The organism is Sphingobium amiense (assembly GCF_003967075.1).
GTDB lineage: Bacteria > Pseudomonadota > Alphaproteobacteria > Sphingomonadales > Sphingomonadaceae > Sphingobium > Sphingobium amiense.
On sequence record NZ_AP018664.1, the window covers coordinates 3,447,331 to 3,465,976 of the forward strand.

Below are 18,646 nucleotides of genomic sequence, written 5' to 3' on the forward strand. Positions count from 1 at the left end.
GGCCACGATCGCACCTGTCCCGAAAGGCCCGATTGCCTTGATTTTCGGCAGTCCCTAGGATGCACCGCGCACGTCAACACGCGCGGGAGAGACAGATGGGCCGCCAGCGCAGCAGCAAGCCGACGAGCTTCGACATCGCCTATCTCGCGGGCGTGTCCCAACCCACCGTCAGCCGGGCGCTGCGCGGATCGCGCTCGGTCAGTCTCGCCACCCGCCAGCGGATCGAAGCGATCGCGCGCGAACTCAACTATTCGGTGGACAAGAACGCGTCCTCGCTCCGTTCGCAGCGCGCCAACACCATCGCGCTCCTCTTCTTCGAGGACCGCACACCCGACGAATCGAACATCAACCCCTTCTTCCTCGCCATGCTGGGGTCGATCACCCGGCAATGCGGGGCGCGGGGACTCGACCTGCTCATTTCTTTTCAGAAGATGGAGGATGACTGGCACGTCCGCTATCAGGACAGCCACCGCGCCGACGGCCTCATCCTGCTGGGCTATGGCGACTATACGCTCTATGCCCGGCGGCTGGAGCAACTGGTTGGCGCGGGCACGCATTTCGTGCGCTGGGGATCGGTGGGCGCGGACACGATCGGCCCCACGGTCGGGTCCGACAACCGGGGCGCGGGCCGCATGGCGGGGGCGCATCTGCTGAGCGTCGGGCGGCGTCGCATCGCCTTCCTCGGCCATGCCGACGGACATTATCCCGAATTTGCCGATCGTTATGCGGGCCTGTGCGACGCGATGCGTGCGCAGGGTCTGACGCCCGAACCGGTGTTGCAGATCGACGCGCTGACCTCCGAGGAAGCGGGGCAGGCGGCGGCGCGCACGCTGATCGGGCGGGGCGCGCCCTTCGATGCGATCTTCGCCGCGAGCGACCTCATCGCCATCGGCGCGATGCGCGCGCTGGCGCAGGCGGGTCTGTCGGTGCCGGGCGATGTCGCCATCGTCGGCTTCGACGACATCCCCGCCGCCAGCCTCACCAGCCCGCCGCTCACCACCGTCATGCAGGATATGAAGGGCGCGGGGCAGTTGCTGGTCGATACGCTCGTCGCCCAGATCGAGGACCGCCCGCCCCCGCCCGGCACCCTGCCCGCCCGCCTCGTCGTGCGCGGCAGCACGGGCGTTTAGGGTTCGATCAGGTCGTCGCGGAACCGGGCCATCCGGTGCATGCGCTCGTGCAACACCGTGACAATGCCGACCGCGCCGTCGTCCAGCACACGCCAGTAGACATAATGGCGGCGATAGCGCGCGTGAAAACCGGTGATTCCCAGATCGGCTGGAACGGGGCGCCACGAAACCCGCCGCGCCGCAATATCCTCGAAGAAGTCGAACAGGCCGGTCACATAGTCGCGCGCCTGCTCGTCACCCCAGCGATCCCGGCTGTAGAGATAGATTTCGTCGATCCGCAGCCCGGCGATCCGCGCCACCCGGAACACGGCCATCGCTCAGTGGCGCGCGAACAGGCTTGCCGCATCGAGCGACATGAAATCGCTGTCCGGCGCGGCGAAGGCCTGCTGCAATTCGGCCTTCAGCAGGGCGAGCCGCTCGCTTTCCACCCGCACCATGTCGCGGCGGATGAGGTCGCGGACATATTCGCTCACATTCTCATAAGCGCCCGTTTCGCCGACATTGGCGGCAACGAACTCGCCCAGCGCACCGCTGACCCGGACATTGAGCGTGAGAGGCTTGTTCATGTCCTCAGGATAAGGAAGAATGTGGACAACGACAAGCCACTTCCGCCTCACGGACCCCTCCCCATGACCGACTTCACCCTGCATGGCTATTTTCGCTCCGGCGCGTCCTATCGCGTGCGCATCGCCCTCAATCTCAAGGGCGTCCCCTATGCCGATGTCTTCCATCATCTGCGCAAGGGGGAGCAGCGCGAACCCGGTTTCCTGGCGCTCAATCCGCAGGGCTTCGTGCCCGCGCTGGAGGCGGAGGGCGACGTGCTGACGCAGAGCCTCGCCATCTGCGAATATCTGGACGAGCTTTTCCCCGATCCGCCGCTGCTGCCCGCAACCCCGCTCGCCCGCGCGAAGGTGCGCGCCGCCGCGCAGCTCATCGCCTGCGACGTGCATCCGGTCCAGAATCTCAGGGTGCTCAAACATCTGCGCGAGGTCGGGCTGACGCAGGATCAGGCGACGGCATGGGCCGCGCGCGTCATCGGCGAAGGGCTGGACGCGTTCGAGGCGCTGATCGGGCGCCAGTCCGGACCCTATTGCTTCGGCGACCGGGTCACGCTGGCGGACCTCTGTCTCGTGCCGCAGCTTGGCAATGCCCGCCGCTTCGGCGTGGAACTGGTGTGGCCGCGCATCCTGGAGGTCGAGCGCGCCTGCCTCGCCCTCGACGCTTTCCGCCGGGCCGCGCCGGAAAACCAGCCCGACGCGGAATGAGCGTCAGCCGGTCATCAGGCCGCGCTCCGCCGTCCGGCGCACCTGCGCGCGGATAAGGTCGGCGACCGCCTCGATCCGCGCCAGCCGCGCCATGTCGCTGTGCGTCACCAGCCAGAAGCTGCGGCGGATCTCCACCTCCTCGCCCAGTATCTTGACCAGCGTGGGATCGTCCGCGGCGAAGAAATCGGGCAGGATGCCGATGCCCGCCCCTTCCTGCACCATCCGGCGCTGGATGCCGATGCTGCTCGACCGCAGCCGCGCCGCCGCGCCGACCTGCACTTCGTCGAGATAGTCGAGTTCGGGCGAGAAGAGATGGTCGGGCACATAGCCGATCAGCACATGGTCGCTAAGGTCCGACCGCCCGCGCGGCGCGCCATAGCGGCCCAGATAGGCGGCCGACGCATAGAGGTGCAGGCCATAGTCTGCGAGCTTTTCGACCAGCAGATGCGCGCGCTGCGGCCGCGCCAGCATCACCGCCATGTCGGCCTCGCGCTTGGAAGGATTGAGGAAGCCCGATGTCGCCACCACGTCGATGTCGATGTCGGGATGCCGCTGGTGGAAGGCGGGGATGCCGGGCGCGAGGATGGCGGTGCCGAACCCTTCGGCGACCGACAGGCGGACGAGACCGCTCAGGCTGTGGCGTTCGCCCTTGATGTCCGCCACTGCCGCCAGCGCCGCGCCCTCGACGCTTTCGGCATGACGCAGCAGCGCCGCTCCGCGCTGCGTCAGGATGCGGTCCGCGCCCACCTGCTCGAACAGGTCCGCGTCCAGCGCTGCCGACAGGCGCGCCAGCCTGCGCCCCACCGTGGTCGCGTCCATCCCCAGCGCCCGCGCCGCCGGGGCCACCCTTTTCATCCGCGCCACCGCCAGGAATATGCGCAGATCGTCCCAGTCGAACATCGTAACCTCTGCATTTTTGCAGATCAACTTTGCCCTAATGGGCGATTGAATGCATAATCGCAATGGTCCATGGAGGCGGCTTGCGATAGAAGGGCACAAGGCGCGCACGCCTGCCCCCCATCGAAACGGAAAATGATGACAAACCAGTTCGACCTTACCGACGATCAGCGCGCGATTCAGGAAATGGCGCAGCGCTTCACCGCCGACGCCATCACCCCCCACGCCGCCGAATGGGACGAAAAGCATATCTTCCCGCGCGACACGATCCGCGCCGCCGCGGAGCTGGGGTTCGGCGGCATCTATGTGTCGGAGGAATCGGGCGGCATCGGCCTCGGCCGGCTGGAAGCGGCGCTCATCATGGAGGCGATGGCCTATGGCTGTCCCTCGACCAGCGCCTTCATCTCCATTCATAATATGGCCGCATGGATGATCGACCGGTTCGGCGGTCAGGCGGTGAAGGACAAATATCTGCCTTCGATGGTGCCGATGGACCGCATCGGCAGCTATTGCCTGACCGAAGCGGGATCGGGGTCGGACGCCGCCGCGCTCAAGACCCGCGCGGTGCGCGACGGCGACCATTATGTCGTCACCGGCTCCAAGCAGTTCATCTCGGGCGGCGGCGAGAATGAAATCTATGTCGTGATGGTCCGCACCGGGGACGAGGGGCCGAAGGGCATCAGTTGCCTCGTCATCGAAAAGGACATGCCGGGCGTCAGCTTCGGCGCGAACGAACGCAAGCTCGGCTGGCATTCGCAGCCCACCGCACAGGTCAATTTCGACGGTGTGCGCGTGCCGGTCGAAAATCTCGTCGGCGGCGAAGGCGAAGGCTTCCGCATCGCGATGATGGGGCTGGACGGCGGCCGCCTCAACATCGGCGCCTGCTCGCTCGGCGGTGCGCAGCGCTGCATCGACGAAGCGTTGACCTATACCAAGGACCGCAAGCAGTTCGGCCAGTCCATCGCCGATTTCCAGAACACGCAGTTCACGCTGGCCGACATGGAGACGGAGCTTCAGGCGGCGCGCACGCTGCTCTACGCCGCTGCCGTCAAGGTCACGGAAAACGCGCCCGACAAGACCCGCTTCGCCGCCATGGCCAAGCGGCTGGCAACCGACACCGGATCGTCGGTGGTCGACCGCGCGCTGCAGCTCCATGGCGGCTACGGCTATCTCATGGACTATCCGATCGAGCGCTTCTGGCGCGACCTGCGCGTCCATTCGATCCTCGAAGGCACCAATCAGGTCATGCGGATGATCGTCGCACGGGACATGCTGCGCCAATGACCGATCAGGTTTTGACCTTCGTCGAGGGCGGCGTCGGCCGCATCCGGCTGAACCGGCCGAAGGCGATCCACGCGCTGACGCCGGACATGTGCGAAGCGATCAACGGCGCGCTGCTCGCATGGGCCGGGGACGACCGTGTCGTCGCGGTAATGATCGACCATGCCCCCGCGCCGGACGGCGACCCCAAATTGTCGCGCGGCTTCTGCGCGGGCGGCGACATCGCCCTCATCGCCAACAGCGCGAAGGCCGACTGCGTCGAGGCGGAGCGCTTCTTCCACGTCGAATATCGCATGAACCATCTGCTGTTCATCTACGAAAAGCCCATCGTCGCCTTCATCGACGGCATCGTCATGGGCGGCGGCGTCGGCCTGTCGCTCCCGGCGCGCTATCGCGTCGCGACCGAGCGGACGACCTTCGCCATGCCCGAAACCGGCATCGGCCTTTTCCCGGACGTGGGCGGCGGCTGGTTCCTCTCGCGCCTGCCCGGCCGCGTCGGCGCATGGCTGGCGGCGACGGGCGCTCGGATCGACGGGGCGGACTGCGCGGCCATCGGCATCGCGACTCACTATATGGCGTCGGACAAGCTGGATGCGGTGAAAGCGCGCATCCTCGTCGATCCGACCGGCCTTGCCGACATTCTGGCGGAAAATGCGGAAACGCCCCCGCCGTCGAAGCTGGAGGCCGCCCGCGCCGACATCGACCGCCTCTTCGCGTCCGACCGCGCCGAGGAGATCGTCGCCGCGCTGAAGGCGGACGGCGGCGAATGGGCGGGCAAGCAACTGGCCGTGCTCGCCACCAAATCGCCCCAGACGGTCAAGGTCGCGCTGCGCCAGTTGGTCGAAGGCGCGGCGAAGACGGATTTCGCCGACAATATGGCGATGGAATATGGCCTCGCCTGCGCGATCATCCGCCGCCCCGATTTCGTCGAGGGCGTGCGCGCCGTGATCTTCGACAAGGACAATGCGCCGCGCTGGAACCCGGCGACGCTGGAGGAAGTGAGCGACGCGATGATCGACGCGATCTTCGCCCCGCTGCCGCCCGAGCGGGGATGGACGCCGATCGGGGGCACGGCGGAAGGCGGCTGAGCCTGTCCTATGGCGACGGGCCGGTGCATGTTGGGGGCTTCCGCTTTCCGATAGGATCAGCCCCGCGCAACAAAATGTCAAAACTTGCGGGAAATATGCGAAGTTAAGCGGAAAGGATGCCACAGATGACGCAGACGATAGCCTTTATCGGCTTGGGCAATATGGGCGGCGGCATGGCCGCCAATCTCCTGAAGAACGGCTATGCCGTGCGCGCGTTCGACCTGTCGGAAGACGCGCTCGCGAAGGCGGAGAGCCATGGCGCGGTCCGCGCGGCGAGCGCCGCCGACGCCGCCGCCGGAGCCGACGCCATCGTCACCATGCTGCCCGCCGGCACCCATGTCGAGGCGGTCTATACCGGTCAGGTGTTCGGCGCGGCCAAGCCCGGCGCGCTGCTGCTCGACTGCTCGACCATCGACGTCGCCACCGCGCGCCGCGTGGCCGAAGCGGCGCAGGCGGCGGGCTTCACCATGGTGGACGCGCCCGTTTCGGGCGGCATCGCGGCGGCCAACGGCGGCACGCTCACCTTCATGGTGGGCGGATCGGATGCGGGCTTCGCGGCGGCAAAGCCGATCCTGTCGGCCATGGGCAAGGCGGTGATCCACGCGGGCGGTCCCGGTAACGGGCAGGCGGCCAAGATCTGCAACAACATGCTGCTGGGATCGACGATGGTCGCGACATGCGAAACCTTCGCCATGGCGCAGAAGCTCGGCCTCGATCCGCAGACCTTCTACGACATCTCCAGCGTGTCGTCGGGCCAGAGCTGGTCGATGACCAGCTATTGCCCGGTCCCCGGCGTCGGACCGCAGACGCCTGCGGACAACGGCTATCAGGGCGGTTTCGCGGTGGGCCTGATGCTCAAGGATCTCAAGCTCGCGACGCAGGCCGCCGCCAGCGTCAGCGCGTCGGTGCCGATGGGCAATGCCGCCGAGGCGCTCTACCAGATGCTCGCGAACAGGGGTGAGGCGCAGCGCGACTTCGGCCTGATGATCGAGATGCTGTCATAAGCGCTGGTTGATCGACGCGCCGATCCGCGTAAAGGCAGCCGAAACGGGAGGAGTGTGACTATGGACGTTTTCCTCGTATCGGCTGCCCGCACCGCGATCGGCAGCTTCGGCGGTTCGCTGAAGGACCAGAAGCCGGGCGAACTTGCCGCGCTGGTGGCGAAGGCCGCCATCGCACGCGCCGGAATTGAGGCGGCGCAGATCGGCAACGTCGTTCTGGGGATGGTGATCCCCTGCGAACCGCGCGACGCCTATGCCGCCCGGATCGCGGCGATAAACGCGGGCATCCCTCAGGAAGTCCCGGCGATGACGGTCAACCGCCTGTGCGGATCGGGGCTTCAGGCGATCATCAGCGCGGCGCAGTCCATCAAGATGGGCGATTGCGACATTGCGCTGGGCGCCGGGGCGGAGATCATGAGCCGCGCGCCTTACTATCTTCCCGCCGCCCGCTGGGGACAGAAGATGGGCGACGCGGCGCTTCAGGACGGCCTGACCGGCGCGCTCAGCGATCCCTTCCATACCTATCATATGGGCGTGACGGCGGAAAATGTCGCGGCCCGCTACGGCATTTCGCGCGAGGATCAGGACGCGCTCGCCTATGAAAGCCAGACGCGCGCCGCCAATGCCATTGCGCAGGGCCGGTTCAGCGATCAGATCGCGCCCGTCGAGGTCATGGTGAAGCGCAAGCCCGTCGCCTTCGACACCGACGAATATGTGCGCATGAATGCCGCGCCGGAGGATTTCGCCGGCCTCAGGCCCGTGTTCCAGAAGGACGGCACGGTGACGGCGGGCAATGCATCGGGCATCAATGACGGCGCGGCGGCGGTCGTGCTGGCGAGCGAGGCGGCGGTGAAGGCCCACAACCTCAAGCCCCTCGCGCGGCTGGTGGCCTATGGCCATGCGGGCGTCGATCCCGCCTATATGGGGATCGGCCCGGTCCCGGCGACGCGCAACGCGCTGGAGCGGGCGGGACTTTCGGTGGCGGACCTCGACGTGATCGAATCGAACGAAGCCTTCGCGGCGCAGGCCTGTGCGGTGGCGCGCGAGCTGGCGTTCGATCCGGCGAAGGTCAATCCCAACGGTAGCGGCATCTCGCTGGGCCACCCGGTTGGCGCGACGGGCGCGATCATCACGACCAAGCTCGCCTATGAACTGCAACGCACCGGCGGCCGCTATGGCCTGACCACCATGTGCATCGGCGGCGGTCAGGGGATCGCCGCAATCTGGGAACGCGTCTGACGCTTTCATCCTGTTGAAAAATAAAGGCCGGGCGACCCTCAAAGGGGCCGCCCGGCCTTTTCGCGTCAGCCGGCCTTTTCGCTTTAGAAGGTGCCGCGAACGCCGACCAGATACTGCACGCCCGGCTTATACTGGGTGAAGGTCGCGCCCTCATACTGGAAATACTGGCGCAGCTTGGCGTTGCCGAAATTCTGGATATCGACCGTCAACTGTGGCGCGCCGGTCCACCCAAACAGCTTTTCAAGGTCGAAGCTGGAGGAGAAATCCCACTGCTGATAATCGTCGCTGTAGAGGGCGGCGGTGGGAATGCCGTTCTGGTTCGCGCCGCTCACCTGCGATCCTTCCCGGAAGGTGGTCGACACGCGCAGGTTGACGCCGCCATTCTCGTAATAGCCGATCACATTATAGGTGAAGGGCGACACGCCGAAGGCCACCGCCGCGCCGTCGCTGCGCTGATCGACCAGCGTGGCGTTTGCGTTGAAGCCGAAGCCCTTGATGCCGAGGAAGCGCTCGGTCAGGAAATCGAGCGGCTGAACCCACTGAAATTCAAGCCCGTTGACGATCAGCTTGTTGGGAACATTGACCTGCGACTGGATCTGCACCGTGGCGGCATTGGGTCCGCCGCGCAGGTTGATCGCATCGCGCTGCGTCGGATTGAGCGAGTCGTAGGTGATCCCATATTGCGCCAGGAACGAGAAAGGCTGGGTCGTGATCTGGTTGGTGGTGAAGCCCGTCAGCGACTTGCGGAAGGCGTTGACCGAAACCAGCCCTTCGCGCCCGGTGTAGAGTTCGACGCCGAAGTCCAGATTGTTCGAGAAATAGGGATTGAGCGCCGGGTTGCCGATGGTCGCGGTGGCCGCAGACGGATCGCCGAAGCCCACGCCCGGCAACTGCGCCGCCGGATCGGGCCGGGTCATCGTCTTGGAATAGGCCGCGCGGATCACCGCCAGGTCGCCGAGATCATAGGCGAGCGTCGCGGCGGGCAGCCACTTGTCATAGCTGTTCGACGTCCGCACCAGCGTCACGACATTGGGATAGCGCGACCCGTCCGGAATCTGGGTTCCGTTCGCCAGCGTATTGCGCGGATCGGCGATGGAAACCCGGCCCTCGATCGTCTGGTCGGTCTTCACATAGCGCGCGCCGATGTTGAAGCGCAGGTCGTTGTCGCCGATCTGCTGCTTGCCGGTCGCCATCAGATAGGCCGCCCACGACTTTTCGCGAATCAGGCCGCCGCTCGCCCCGGTGTTGGAGCCGCCCGATTCCGGCGTGTTGTCATGGAAGCTGTCATAATTGGACGCCTGCTTGAACTTGTTCCAGTCGATCGTAACGAAGCCCGCGCGGCCGGGCATCAGGAAGTTGGGAAGCTGCCCCGCCGGGATCAGCGATCCGCCATAGGTGATCGGCGTCGTCTGGCCTGCGGTATAGCCGGTGCCGTAACCCGGATAGGTCGGATAACCCGGCGTGCCCGGCGCGACCGCAGCTGCGCCAAGGCAGGGCGGCTGGCCGTTGGGACCGGGCAGGAACACGTTGGGGTTGCCGCCGCACACCGCATTCTGCCACGCTTGGCTGTTGTCATAGCCCCGGATGCGGCGGCTGATGTCGTCATAGTTCGCGCCGGCCTGAAGGCTGAAATTCTCGTCGCCCCAGGTGAGGGCGCCGCGCGCGCCCTTCGTCTTGTTGAGGCGGCGTTCGTCCTGCATGTTCACGCGGCCGCCGTTCCACACGAAGTTGGCGGGATCGTTAAGGTCGACATTGGCGTCGATCGTCGGCGCGCCATTGGGATTGGCGGTGTAGTTCACCGTTACGCCCTGACCCAGCGCCGTCACCGGCCCCGCGGTCGGCACCTCGCGGTGGAAAGTGCTGCGCGTATAATTGGCCTGCACCGACAGCTTCAGCCGGTCGGCCAGTTCCCAGTCCAGCCCCGGATTGATGCTGTAGAGACGCGTCGTTTCCGTCAGCGGACGATATTCGAGGAAGAATTGCGAGTTGGCGTAAGTGCCGCTCTGCACCAGACAGCCGGTGCTGCAATCGTCGCGGTCATAGGTGGTGTTCGTCGGGATGACCTGACTGTTGCGGACGATCCACGCGATATTCTCGCGCGTCAGATCGTTCTTCTTATAGCCATAGAGACCGTCGACATAGAAATGCATCGCATCGCTGGGACGCCATTCGGCGCTGGCGATGGCGTTGATACGGTCGCGGCGGCCATATTGCGCGGAAAAGCGGCCGAGGCGCGGCAGCAGGCCGTTGTCGATCTGCTGGATGGTCGCGCCCGGATTGTTGGCGAGCAGCCAGGCCCGGTCGATGGTCTGGCCCGCCACCGTGCCGCCGCCGGCGCCTGCTGGCACGGCTGCCGGAATCGTCCAGTTGCCGCCGCCCGTCGTGTTGCAGACATTGCCCGCGCCACACTGCGCCGCCGTCAGGGCGGGATTGGTGTAGCCGATGGTCTCGAACCCGCGCGTATCGGTGTAGAGCCGCTGGCCCGACACGCCGACCAGGATGCCCATCGTGTCGTTGGTGGTGCTGAAGATCGCGGACCCGCGCGCGCCGACCTTGTCGACGCCGCTCTGCTTCGTGCCCTGGATATTATAGGTGAAGCGGGTGCCCGCGCGGTCGAACGGGCGGGCCGAGCGCATGTCGATATTGCCCGCCGCGCCGCCTTCCAGCAGGTTTGCGGTGTAGCTTTTGTTGACCGTCAGCTTGGTGAAGAGATCGGTCGGGAAGAAGCTGAGGTCGACCGACCGGTCCGTGCCCTGGGCGTCGGTCGCGCCCGAAGAGGAAACCGCGATGGGCGCGCCGTTCAGCGTGACATTGGTGAAATTGGACCCAAGCCCGCGAATCGCGACGTTGACGCCTTCGCCGGTCACGTCGCGGCTGATGGTGATGCCCGGAATGCGGTTGAACGATTCTGCGATGTTGGTGTCGGGAAACTTGCCGATGTCCTGCGCGAAAATGGAGTCGGTGAAACCGACCGATACGCGCTTGGAGTTCGTCGAATTCTGCAGCGACGCGCGATAGCCGGTCACGACGATGTCGTTGACGCCCGCTTCATCCTGCGGCGCGACCTGAGCGGCCTGCCCCCCGGTCTGCGCCTGCGCGCCGGGAAGCGCGGCCGCCGACACAAGGGCCGTCGCCGTCATGAGAACCGCACGCATGGTAAGATTGCACTTTCGCATAAACCCCTCCTCTTTCGACGCTCCCGGCATTCCGGCGAGTCAGACTGATAACGCTACCAGTCATTTCTTTCCCATGATCGAAGGAGGTTTGTCAACAGGAGTGTAATTCATACTGGTAGCGATACATTTCGGGGAGGGCCGCCGGGGGAGAAGCGACCGAGAGGTCGGTCGGTGTCGCCGTTGACTGTAACAGGTGTTTGGTATAGTGGATGGCCGACAGGAGAGGCCATGTTCACCTACACACCCCCGATCGACGACTATCGTTTCCTGCTGACGCACGTCCTCGGCTTTGACGAGGCGATGCGCGATCTTGGCAAAGACGTGGACAGCGACCTTGCCGCCGCCGTCCTCGAAGAGGCCGGGCGCATGTGCGCAGACCGTCTGCTGCCCCTCAACCGCGAAGGCGACGAGCAGGGAAGCCGCCTCACCGCCGATGGCGTCGTCACGCCGTCCGGTTTCGCCGAAGCGTGGCGCGATTTCGCGGCGGCGGGCTGGGCGGCCCTATCTGCCGAGGAAGAGCATGGCGGGCAGGGGCTGCCCTTCGTCCTGCAGCTCTGGCTGGATGAGATGATGTCGGCGACGAACCTGTCCTTCGGCCTTTTTCCCGGCCTGACGCGCGGCGCATGCGAGGCGATTGCCGCCCATGCGAGTGAGGAACTCAAGGCGACCTGGCTGCGTCCGCTGGTGAGCGGCGAATGGACGGGCGCCATGGCGCTGACCGAAAGCGGTGCGGGCACCGACCTTGCGCTTCTCAAGACCAAGGCCGCGCCGCTGGGCGACGGCAGCTACGCGGTGACGGGCACCAAGATCTTCATTTCGTCGGGCGACCATGATTTCGGCGGCAACATCGTCCATTTGGTTCTCGCCCGGCTTCCCGATGCGCCCGCTGGCGTCAAGGGGATCAGCCTGTTCCTCGTCCCCAAATTCCTGCCCGACGATGCCGGGGGCTTCACCCGCCGCAACGGCATGTCGGTGGGCGCGCTGGAAAAGAAGATGGGCATCCATGCCCAGCCGACCTGCGTCATGAACTATGACGAAGCGGTCGGCTGGCTGGTGGGCGAACCGCATCGCGGCCTGGCCGCCATGTTCACGATGATGAATGCGGAACGGCTGATGGTCGGCATTCAGGGTCTGGGCATCGCGGGCGGCGCCTATCAGCAGGCGGCGGCCTACGCCAAAGACCGGTTGCAGGGCCGCAGCGCCGATGGCGCGCGCAGCCCGGTGGCGATCATCGAGCATGCCGATGTCCGCCGGATGCTCCTGAACGTTCGCGCCTTCGTCGAGGGCGGGCGCGCTCTCGCCGGGTGGGTGGCGCTGCAACTGGACCGCTCGCGCCATCATCCCGATGCAGCCGAACGGGCGAAGGCCGATGCGCTGGTGGCGCTGCTGACTCCGGTGGTGAAGGCCGCCTTCACCGATATGGGCTTCGAAGGCGCGGTGCAGGCGCAGCAGGTGTTCGGCGGCCATGGCTACATCCGCGAATGGGGCATGGAGCAATATGTCCGCGACGCGCGCATCGCCCAGATTTACGAAGGCACCAACGGCGTGCAGGCGATGGACCTTGTCGGGCGCAAGCTGGGCCTTGGCGGCGGGGCGGTGGTCGATGACTTCCTCGCCATGATCGCTGCCGATCTGGACGGGGCGGGCGGTCTCGTCATTGCGGAGCGCACGCTTGGCGCGCTGGCGCTGCTGCGCACCGCGACGCAAGCCTTGCGCGGCGCCGAGGCCGACCGCGCCGGAGCGGCGGCGGTCGATTATCTGCGCCTCTTCGCGCTGGTCTCACTGGGCTGGATGTGGACGCGCATGGCAGTAGCGGCGGGTCAGGACGACAGCCCGCTGCATCGGGCGAAGCGCGACATTGCGGGCTTTTACGCCCGGCATGTCCTGCCGCAGGCGCACGGCCTTGCCGACGCGATCGGCGCGGGCGAAGCGTCCGTCATGGCGCTGTCCGCCGACGCCTTCTGATGGCGGACGCCGGGCGGCCGAGCCGCCGCCGCGAGATATTGGAGATCGCGGCGCAGCTTTTCGCCCGCAAGGGCTATCGCGGCACGTCGATGCGGGACATCGGCGTGGCTGCGGGCGTCCTTGGCGGTTCGCTCTACCATCACATCAAGTCCAAGGATGCGCTGTTCGTCGAGCTGCACAATGCGGCGCTCGACGCGGCCGAGGAGCGGATCGCACAGGCGGTGGAGGCGCAAAGCGATCCCTGGGCGAAGCTGGAAGCGGCCTGCGCGATGCTGCTCGACATCCAGCTTGCGCCCGATTCGCTCACCATGCCGATGATGAACGACTTTCGCGAAGTGCCGCCTGCGGTCCGGGCCGAGCTTGTGGCCCGGCGCGACCGGTTCGAGCAGCTATTTCGCGCGCTGGTCGATCTGTTGCCTCTGCCCCCGCAGATGGATCGGTCGATCTATCGCAACCTGCTGCTGTCGCAGCTCAATGGCGTAAGCGACTGGTATCGGCCGGGGCGGCTGACGCCCGCGCAGGTCGCCGCGCAGATCGCGGCCGTCTTTCGCCACGGCTGACGGGCGTCAGATACCGGCCGATCGCGCCTTAGCAGCCGCAATCGCTTCTTCCAGGAAGGAAATGGTGGCACGGATGCGGGGCAGCTTTTGCAGATCGGCGTGCATTACCACCCAATAGCTGCGCAGCACTTCCACTTCGTCGGGCAAAAGCCGCACCAGCCGCTCATCCTGCCCGGCGGCGAACAGGTGCAGCATCCCGATGCCCATACCGGCCGCAACGGCCGCCTGCTGCGCCGCCGCGGAGGTGGACCTGAACCGGACCGGCGCGCCGGGCAGCAACTGATCCAGCGCGATCATTTCCCGGAAGCCGGCCAGTTCCTCGATATAGGATACAAAATGATGGCGGTGGAGGTCGTCCAGACTGCCGGGCGTGCCTTCCCGTTCGAGATAGTCGCTCGACGCATAGAGGCCCAGCCGATAGTCGGTGAGCTTGCGCCCGACCAGCCGTCCGCGCGGGGGCATGCTCAGCATCACGGCGATGTCGGCTTCACGTCTGGCAAGGCTGGTGGAGCGGCTCTCGGTCGCCAGTTCGAGGGTGAGGCCGGGATGCCGCCGCTGCAGCGTCTCGATATGCGGGGCGACCAGATAGGCGCCGAACATCTCTGTGGTGGCAAGGCGGACGACGCCCTCCACCACGTCGTCGCGCGCGGCCACGCTGGCGGAGGCGGCGAGCAGCTCGCTCTCGATCCGCTCGGCATGGCGCTGAAGCGCGAAGGCGGCAGGGGTGGGCGACACGCCGCGGGACGAGCGGTCGAACAGGCGCGCGCCCAGTTCGCGCTCCAGTGCGGTGAGGCGGCGGGCGACGGTGCTGTGGTCGATGCCCGCCCGTTTGCCCGCCGCGACCATATTGCCTTCGCGCAGGATGGAGAGGAACAGCATGAGGTCGGCGGACTGGAGCATCGGTATATCTGCAAAGCTGATGTGCACCCCTGTGCCTATCCCTGCAAAGCTGGCCTGTCTATAACGCGTTCAAAGCTCATGCTTAGGAAAGGATGACCCGTGCGCGCAATCACACATTTCATTGACGGACAGGATGCCCCCATGGCGGGCGCCCGACTGGTGGACGTGCTCGACCCGTCGACCGGCGCGGTGCAGGCGCAGGTGGAGCTGGCGAACGCCGCCCATCTTCAGAAAGCCATCGATTCCGCCCGCGCGGCGCAGCCCGACTGGGCGGCCACCAATCCGCAGCGCCGCGCCCGCGTGATGTTCCGCTTCAAGGAACTGATCGAAGCGAACATGGACGAGATGGCGGCCATGCTGTCCGCCGAACATGGCAAGGTGATCGCCGACGCCAAGGGCGACATCCAGCGCGGTCTGGAAGTCGTCGAGTTCGCCTGCGGCATCCCGCACCTGCTGAAGGGCGAATATACGCAGGGCGCAGGGCCGGGCATCGACGTCTATTCGATGCGTCAGCCGCTGGGCATCGTGGCGGGCATCACCCCGTTCAACTTCCCCGCGATGATCCCGCTGTGGATGAGCGCGATGGCGATCGCCTGCGGCAACGCCTTCATCCTCAAGCCCTCCGAGCGTGACCCCTCGGTGCCGGTGCGCCTCGCGCAACTGGCGCTCGAAGCGGGCCTGCCCAAGGGCATCCTGAACGTCGTGCACGGCGACAAGGAAATGGTGGACGCGATCCTCGACCATCCCGACATCAAGGCGGTGAGCTTCGTCGGATCGTCCGACATCGCCAACTATGTCTATCAGCGCGCCGCCGCGAACGGCAAGCGGGCGCAGTGCATGGGCGGCGCTAAGAATCACGGCATCATCCTGCCCGACGCCGACATGGATCAGGCGGTTGCCGACATCGTGGGCGCGGCCTTCGGTTCGGCAGGCGAACGCTGCATGGCGCTGCCGGTGGTGACGCCGGTCGGCGAAGCGACGGCGCAGGCGTTCCGCGAAAAGCTGGTCGCGGCCATCGAGACTCTGCGCCCCGGCATCCCCAGCGATCCGCAGGCGCAATATGGCCCGCTCGTCACCGGTCAGCACAAGGCGCGTGTCGAAAGCTATATCCAGATGGCTGCGGACGAGGGCGCGGAAATCGTCGTAGACGGGCGCGGTTTCAGCCTTCAGGGCTATGAGGAAGGCTTCTATCTCGCCCCCACCCTGATCGACCGGGTGACGCCGCAGATGAAGAGCTATCAGGACGAGATTTTCGGCCCGGTGCTCCAGATCCTGCGCGCCGAAACCTTCGAGGAGGCGCTGAGCTATCCCTCGAAGCATCAATATGGCAACGGCGTCGCCATCTTCACGCGCAACGGCGACTATGCGCGCCGCTTCGCTGCCGAGGTCGAGGTGGGCATGGTCGGCATCAACGTGCCGATCCCGGTGCCGGTCGCCTATCACAGCTTTGGCGGCTGGAAGCGTTCGGGCTTCGGCGATCTCGACCAATATGGTCTGGACGGCGTGCGCTTCTACACCCGCACCAAGAAGATCACGCAGCGCTGGCCGAGCGGCGGCGCGGTGATCGACCAGAGCTTCGTCATTCCGACGATGAAGTAAGACCGCATAAAGCGACAGCGATGGCAACAGCCGGGCGCGGTTTCAGCGCCCGGCTGTTCCTTTGTTTTCAGGCGTCTACGCTGACCACGCCGCGGCGGATCTGGTCGAGTTCGATGCTTTCGAACAGCGCCTGGAAATTGCCGTTGCCAAAGCCCTCATTGCCCTTGCGCTGGATGATCTCGAAGAAGATCGGGCCGAACATGTTTTCGGTGAAGATCTGAAGCAGGATGCCCTCGCTTTCGACATCGCCGTCGATGAGGATGCGGTTCTTTCTGAGGCGCTCCAGATCCTCGCCATGGCCGGGCACGCGCTGGTCGACCAGCTCGTAATAGGTTTCGACCGTGTCCTGCAGCCGCACGCCGCGCGCGCGCAGTTTCTCGACCGTTTCGTAGATATTGTCGGTCGTCATCGCGAGATGCTGGATACCCTCGCCACGATAGTCGCGGATGAACTCCTCGATCTGACTCCTGTCGTCCTGGCTTTCGTTCAGGGGGATGCGGATCGCGCGGTCGGGCGCGATCATCGCCTGACTGGTGAGGCCGGTGGCCTTCCCCTTGATGTCGAAGAATTTCTGCTCCTCGAAATTGAAGAGCGTGCGGTAGAATTCGCTCCAGACGCGCATCTGGCCGCGGCGGACATTGTGCGTCAGGTGATCCAGCAGGTCGAGGCCGACGCTGTTGCGCGCCTCCTCCTCGCGCCAGCCGGAAAATTCGGCCCAGTCGGCATAGGGATCGACGCCGTCCTGCATGAAATAGAGGTAGGAACCGCCGATGCCATGAATGACGGTATCGTCCTCCTGCGTGCGCTGGGCGCCATGGGCGAGCGCCCATTCCATCGCGGCGGTGGGATCGGCCACGCGGAACGCCATGGCGCTGGCCGAAGGGCCGTGGACGCCGCGAAACTCCGCCACGCGCCCGGCATCGTCGCGATTGAGCATCAGGTTGATGCGGCCCTGCTTGTAGCGGGTGATGTTCTTGCGCGGATGGCGGTGGGTGGGCACGAAGCCGAGCGCCAGAAACTGCGCGGCCATGGCTTCGGGATCGGGTGAGGTGAATTCGACAAACTCGAAGCCGTTGAGGCCGAGCGGATTTTCGGGGGCGGTCATGGGCGATCCTCTTCTTCTTTCCTTGAGCGGGCATGGGCCTGCGTCCCGCGCGTGATGATGCGATCGGTGGGCAGGACGGTGTCGATGTCGAGATCGGATCGCTGCTCCAGCGCGGCATAGAGCGGCGCGAAGTCGGTCTCGACCGTGGCGCGCAGCAGATCGTCGAAACTGTCGATGACGAAATAGGTCTGCTGATAATCGTCGATGCGATAGCGGGTGCGCATGACACGCCGGAGGTCGAAACCGATGCGGTTGGGCGACGGGTCTTCGAGCGCGAAGAGCGATTCGGCGTGGGATGATACGATGCCCGCGCCATAGAGCTTGAGGCCGCCGCCATCGCGGACCAGCCCGAATTCCACCGTATACCAGTAAAGCCGCGCCAGCCGGTCGATCGCGCCCAGCGCATCGGCGCGCAGCCCGCCCTGCCCATAAGCCTGCATATAGTCGGCAAAGACCGGGTCGGCGAGCAGGGGGACATGGCCGAACACATCGTGGAAGACGTCCGGTTCCTGAAGATAGTCGATCTGGTCGGGTCGCCGAATGAAGCGGCCCGCGACGAAGCGGCGGTTGGCGAGATGTTCGAAGAACAGGCGGTCGGGAACGAGGCCGGGAACGGCGACGACCTGCCAGCCGGTGCGCTGCATCAGCCGCTCGGACAGGCGCCCGAAATCGGGGATGCCGGGCCTGTCCATCCGCAATATATCCAGCCCTTCGAGAAACTGGGGCGCGACGCGGCCGGGGAGCAGCGCGGCCTGACGCGCGAACAGCCGGTCCCACAGCGCATGCTCCGCCGCCGTATAGGCGGACCAGTCCTGCGAAATGGTCCAGTCAGCGGCAGCGCCTTCAGGCGGAGAGGAAGCAGGTTGGGCCATTGGAAGAATATGGCACAGGATCGCGGCAAAACCGTTTCATAGTCGACAGACATTTTGCTATTGATGAAATGAAGCGGGCAAAAAGCGGAGAATGATGAAACAGGATCGACAGATAGACGCGGTCGACCGCCGCATCCTGTCCGCCTTGCAGCAGGATGCCGCGCTGAGCCATCAGGAGCTGGCGGAGCGGGTGGGTGCGTCGAGCGCATCCTGCTGGCGGCGGATCAAGGCGCTGGAGCAGGCGGGCCTGCTGACGCGCACCGTCCGGCTGGTCGATCCGGACAGAGTGGGCCGGGGCGTCAATGTGCTTTGCAACATCCGCATGCGCAGCCACGCCCGCGAGGCGCGCAGCGCGTTCGAGCAGTTTGTCGACGGACGGCCCGAAATTGTGGAGTGTTTCTCCATGTCGGGGGAGTGGGACTATCTGATCCGCGTGGTGGTGGCGGATGTGGAGGATTATAACCGCTTCCTCATGCAGATCCTGCTGGGGCATCCATCGGTCGCCGGGGCAGCATCGCACTTCGCGCTGTCGATGACCAAATATACGACCGCGCTGCCGCTTTAGGCG

General features: G+C 65.7%; 17 protein-coding genes. 10 read left to right on the forward strand and 7 right to left on the reverse strand.

The annotated features are described in order from the left end of the window. The first annotated feature begins 95 nt into the window (after nt 1-95). On the forward strand, nt 96-1,130 hold the full coding sequence (locus tag SAMIE_RS16755) for a LacI family DNA-binding transcriptional regulator (protein ID WP_066700659.1): 1,035 nt from the start codon (nt 96-98) through the stop codon (nt 1,128-1,130). Here SAMIE_RS16755 and SAMIE_RS16760 read toward each other — a convergent pair. Next, nucleotides 1,127-1,444 (reverse strand): type II toxin-antitoxin system RelE/ParE family toxin, encoded by a 318-nt coding sequence (locus SAMIE_RS16760; protein WP_066700660.1) that lies wholly within the window; start codon nt 1,442-1,444, stop codon nt 1,127-1,129. The genes SAMIE_RS16755 and SAMIE_RS16760 overlap by 4 nt on opposite strands. 3 nt (nt 1,445-1,447) lie before the next feature. Further along, nucleotides 1,448-1,696 (reverse strand): ribbon-helix-helix domain-containing protein, encoded by a 249-nt coding sequence (locus tag SAMIE_RS16765; protein ID WP_066700661.1) that lies wholly within the window; start codon nt 1,694-1,696, stop codon nt 1,448-1,450. Nucleotides 1,697-1,759: 63 nt separating this feature from the next. Between SAMIE_RS16765 and maiA the strand changes: the two genes are divergently transcribed. Continuing rightward, complete coding sequence (maiA, locus tag SAMIE_RS16770) at nt 1,760-2,395, forward strand: maleylacetoacetate isomerase (RefSeq protein ID WP_066700662.1); 636 nt, start codon at nt 1,760-1,762, stop codon at nt 2,393-2,395. Between the two features lie 3 nt (nt 2,396-2,398). Here maiA and SAMIE_RS16775 read toward each other — a convergent pair whose 3' ends face one another. Further along, the gene (locus SAMIE_RS16775; protein ID WP_066700663.1) at nt 2,399-3,295 is read right to left on the reverse strand and encodes a LysR family transcriptional regulator; all 897 of its coding nucleotides are present in this window, start codon (nt 3,293-3,295) and stop codon (nt 2,399-2,401) included. 135 nt (nt 3,296-3,430) lie between these two features. Here SAMIE_RS16775 and SAMIE_RS16780 point away from each other — a divergent pair, with 135 nt between their 5' ends. From SAMIE_RS16780 to bktB, 4 genes are all read left to right on the forward strand, one after another. Next, on the forward strand, nt 3,431-4,576 hold the full coding sequence (locus SAMIE_RS16780) for an acyl-CoA dehydrogenase family protein (protein ID WP_066700704.1): 1,146 nt from the start codon (nt 3,431-3,433) through the stop codon (nt 4,574-4,576). Continuing rightward, on the forward strand, nt 4,573-5,661 hold the full coding sequence (locus tag SAMIE_RS16785; RefSeq protein ID WP_066700664.1) for an enoyl-CoA hydratase/isomerase family protein: 1,089 nt from the start codon (nt 4,573-4,575) through the stop codon (nt 5,659-5,661). Before SAMIE_RS16780 ends, SAMIE_RS16785 begins: the two co-directional genes overlap by 4 nt. A gap of 125 nt (nt 5,662-5,786) precedes the next feature. Continuing rightward, a complete protein-coding gene (gene mmsB, locus SAMIE_RS16790; protein ID WP_066700665.1) occupies nt 5,787-6,665 on the forward strand; it encodes a 3-hydroxyisobutyrate dehydrogenase in 879 nt (292 codons plus the stop codon). Between the two features lie 60 nt (nt 6,666-6,725). Continuing rightward, the gene (gene bktB / locus SAMIE_RS16795) at nt 6,726-7,901 is read left to right on the forward strand and encodes a beta-ketothiolase BktB (protein ID WP_066700666.1); all 1,176 of its coding nucleotides are present in this window, start codon (nt 6,726-6,728) and stop codon (nt 7,899-7,901) included. A gap of 83 nt (nt 7,902-7,984) precedes the next feature. On the opposite strand, the gene SAMIE_RS16800 is transcribed toward bktB, so the two are convergent. After that, the gene (locus SAMIE_RS16800; protein ID WP_232037287.1) at nt 7,985-11,041 is read right to left on the reverse strand and encodes a TonB-dependent receptor; all 3,057 of its coding nucleotides are present in this window, start codon (nt 11,039-11,041) and stop codon (nt 7,985-7,987) included. Nucleotides 11,042-11,305: 264 nt separating this feature from the next. Here SAMIE_RS16800 and SAMIE_RS16805 point away from each other — a divergent pair, with 264 nt between their 5' ends. Together SAMIE_RS16805 and SAMIE_RS16810 are read left to right on the forward strand one after the other, a co-directional pair. Next, on the forward strand, nt 11,306-13,042 hold the full coding sequence (locus tag SAMIE_RS16805) for an acyl-CoA dehydrogenase C-terminal domain-containing protein (protein ID WP_066700668.1): 1,737 nt from the start codon (nt 11,306-11,308) through the stop codon (nt 13,040-13,042). Further along, on the forward strand, nt 13,042-13,602 hold the full coding sequence (locus tag SAMIE_RS16810) for a TetR/AcrR family transcriptional regulator (protein WP_066700669.1): 561 nt from the start codon (nt 13,042-13,044) through the stop codon (nt 13,600-13,602). The genes SAMIE_RS16805 and SAMIE_RS16810 overlap by 1 nt, the downstream gene beginning before the upstream one ends. Nucleotides 13,603-13,608: 6 nt before the next feature. Here the strand turns inward: SAMIE_RS16810 and SAMIE_RS16815 are convergent, their stop codons facing one another. After that, on the reverse strand, nt 13,609-14,502 hold the full coding sequence (locus SAMIE_RS16815) for a LysR family transcriptional regulator (protein ID WP_066700670.1): 894 nt from the start codon (nt 14,500-14,502) through the stop codon (nt 13,609-13,611). Between the two features lie 99 nt (nt 14,503-14,601). Between SAMIE_RS16815 and SAMIE_RS16820 the strand changes: the two genes are divergently transcribed. Next, the gene (locus SAMIE_RS16820; protein WP_066700671.1) at nt 14,602-16,101 is read left to right on the forward strand and encodes a CoA-acylating methylmalonate-semialdehyde dehydrogenase; all 1,500 of its coding nucleotides are present in this window, start codon (nt 14,602-14,604) and stop codon (nt 16,099-16,101) included. 67 nt (nt 16,102-16,168) lie between these two features. Here the strand turns inward: SAMIE_RS16820 and hppD are convergent, their stop codons facing one another. Together hppD and phhA are read right to left on the reverse strand one after the other, a co-directional pair. Further along, nucleotides 16,169-17,206: a 4-hydroxyphenylpyruvate dioxygenase gene (hppD, locus tag SAMIE_RS16825; RefSeq protein WP_066700672.1), complete on the reverse strand. Its 1,038-nt coding sequence runs from the start codon at nt 17,204-17,206 to the stop codon at nt 16,169-16,171. After that, on the reverse strand, nt 17,203-18,078 hold the full coding sequence (gene phhA, locus SAMIE_RS16830) for a phenylalanine 4-monooxygenase (RefSeq protein WP_066700673.1): 876 nt from the start codon (nt 18,076-18,078) through the stop codon (nt 17,203-17,205). The genes hppD and phhA overlap by 4 nt, the downstream gene beginning before the upstream one ends. A gap of 94 nt (nt 18,079-18,172) precedes the next feature. Here phhA and SAMIE_RS16835 point away from each other — a divergent pair, with 94 nt between their 5' ends. Beyond that, nucleotides 18,173-18,643 carry an Lrp/AsnC family transcriptional regulator gene (locus SAMIE_RS16835; RefSeq protein WP_066700705.1) on the forward strand — a complete coding sequence of 157 codons (471 nt, stop codon included), beginning with the start codon at nt 18,173-18,175 and terminating at the stop codon, nt 18,641-18,643. Nucleotides 18,644-18,646 lie beyond the last annotated feature (3 nt).